Annotated in this window: 1 protein-coding gene; it reads left to right on the top strand. The window is 37.3% G+C overall.

The window, feature by feature from the left end; genetic code table 11:
* Positions 1–42: 42 nt before the first annotated feature.
* Positions 43–2,247 carry an AAA domain-containing protein gene (locus ABEV74_RS22500; RefSeq protein WP_430149829.1) on the top strand — a complete coding sequence of 735 codons (2,205 nt, stop codon included), beginning with the start codon at positions 43–45 and terminating at the stop codon, positions 2,245–2,247.
* Positions 2,248–2,251: the final 4 nt, after the last annotated feature.

Raw genomic sequence — 2,251 nt, forward strand, 5'->3', positions numbered from 1 at the left:
TGCGAAAGTTGAGTTAATAATAACTTCGAACTGAACAGGGATTTGACCCTGGCTGCAACAGAGGATATCCTTGAGATTTTCGATATCTCGGAGAAATCACCAGGAATTCCGATTCAATGGATAACTACTGAAGATATTACTCCGCTTATTCAGCAAGCGGAGAAATATCTTGCAATGAAAAAGGAATATGAAGATTACCAGTCCGAGTTAGATAAAATTTATGATAACGATTACTTCAATCTGCAAGCTGAAAATATAAAATCACTACTCTTATCAAGAGTTGCAACAGTTAAGCCTATATTAAATGAGGATAGTTTCCCAAGTGACAATGATATTTTGAGGTTCGCAAAATCGATCATTAATGAACTGGCTTCCATTTGCGGAAAAATAGAAGCTGCTTCAGCCGCGGCAGAAAGTATTTTTGAAACATTAAAAATTCCTTATAAAAGATCAATCATGGGTTTAGAAGCACTTCATACATTATTGAGCTTAATTCTTCTAAATCCAGGACCTACTGAGGCATGGTTTGACCCTGGTAAATATAATGCTATTAAGAAGTTGTCAGAAGAAGCAAAGAATAAGTACGATCAGATTAACAATCTCACAACATCCATAAGCAGCCGCTTCGATAAAGAAATCTTTGACATTGATTATTCATCTATGCTGAAACGATTCAAGATTGAATACACTACTTGGTTCAAGGTTTTTAAAAGGAGCTACAGAACAGATAAAAAACAAATTCGTGTTTTGATGAAAGATAATTCTCAGAAGTTCGATGATCAAACCATTATCTCTGTCTTAAACGAATTAAAAGAAATCTCTGATATTCATTCTTGGCTAAATGAAAATGAAAAGATACTTACTCAATTATTGGGAAGCCATTATCTTGGGAAAATGACTGATTGGGGGCTCTTGGATCAATCGTTCAAACAATTCTCAAGCATTCTCAACTGTTTCTCAGGTGAGCCTATTCCTGTTAGCGTTAAAAACTTTCTCGTTGATGGAGAAGCGAATTATCAGGACATTAAAACACGACATGAGAAGCTTGGTATCATAAAAGACCCTGATCTGGTTCTTACTCTTCAAAGGATACTGCCATCTACATCCGATTGTAAGAATTTGGATGTATCAGTACTTCTTGAAATGGTTACCGGTGTAATGAATTCACTTCAAGTTCTGGATGGATTGTTTACAGAAGTGACTAAGCATAGTCATAAAGAACTTTCATATGACGAAGTTATAGATGATCTCTCCAAGTTGGAAATTATTCAGATTATTGATCGCACAATCAATAAGGAGAGCGATAACCTAAAAGAAAACTTCCAGAGTTTCTTCAACGGTAGTATCCAAACTGATTGGGGCTCCATCTTAGGAGCATTATCTTGGGCCGGAGATTTTAAGAAGTTACATGAGAAGTATTTATTGCCACAGAACTTTATTGCTCGCATTTGTTCTGATTCCTCATATGTTGCAGAGGTCTCTTCTTACAAGAAGATTCTTAAGGATAGCTTGAATCATATACAGAAAGAATGGCGATGGTTTGCAAACCTCTTTGACAATGTAGAGGAGTTACAACGAACAGACTTAACCTCCATCTTATTAAAGATCAGCAAATGTCTGAACAACATATCATCTCTGGAAGAATGGATTGATTTCCGTAGCATCAGGGATGAGTGTAAGAAAGAAGGATTGTCGGAGTATGTCCAGAAAGTAGAAGAACTCAAGATCGACAAAGATCTGATAGTCGGTACATTCCTTAAGCGTTTCTATCGACTGTGGGTAGACTCTGTAATCTCAAAGTTTCCTGCAGTTAATTCTTTCCGTAGCCGTAGCCACGATGAGATCATACGGGAATTTAATCGCCTCGATATAACTCAACTTTCCTTGGCAAGAACAAGGATAAAAGAACGTCTTGTCTCAAGGTTGCCAGATTTGAACATGGCGACAATGGCTATGGATGAGATTGGAATATTAAAGCGTGAACTAGGCAAACAACGCAAAATACTTCCATTACGGAGACTATTCAAGGCGATACCCAATTTATTACTTACTCTAAAACCATGTTTGATGATGTCTCCCCTTTCCGTAAGCTTATTTCTCGATGCAGAGAACTATAACTTTGATGTGGTAATCTTCGACGAGGCATCACAGGTTTGTACTGAAGATGCAATAGGAGCAATTATGAGGGGGAAGCAAGTCATTATTGCCGGAGACAATAAACAGCTGCCACCAGTTGAGTCCGTATAATTGT

This window comes from Paenibacillus cisolokensis (assembly GCF_050481165.1).
Taxonomy (GTDB): Bacteria; Bacillota; Bacilli; order Paenibacillales; family Paenibacillaceae; genus Paenibacillus_AH; species Paenibacillus_AH cisolokensis.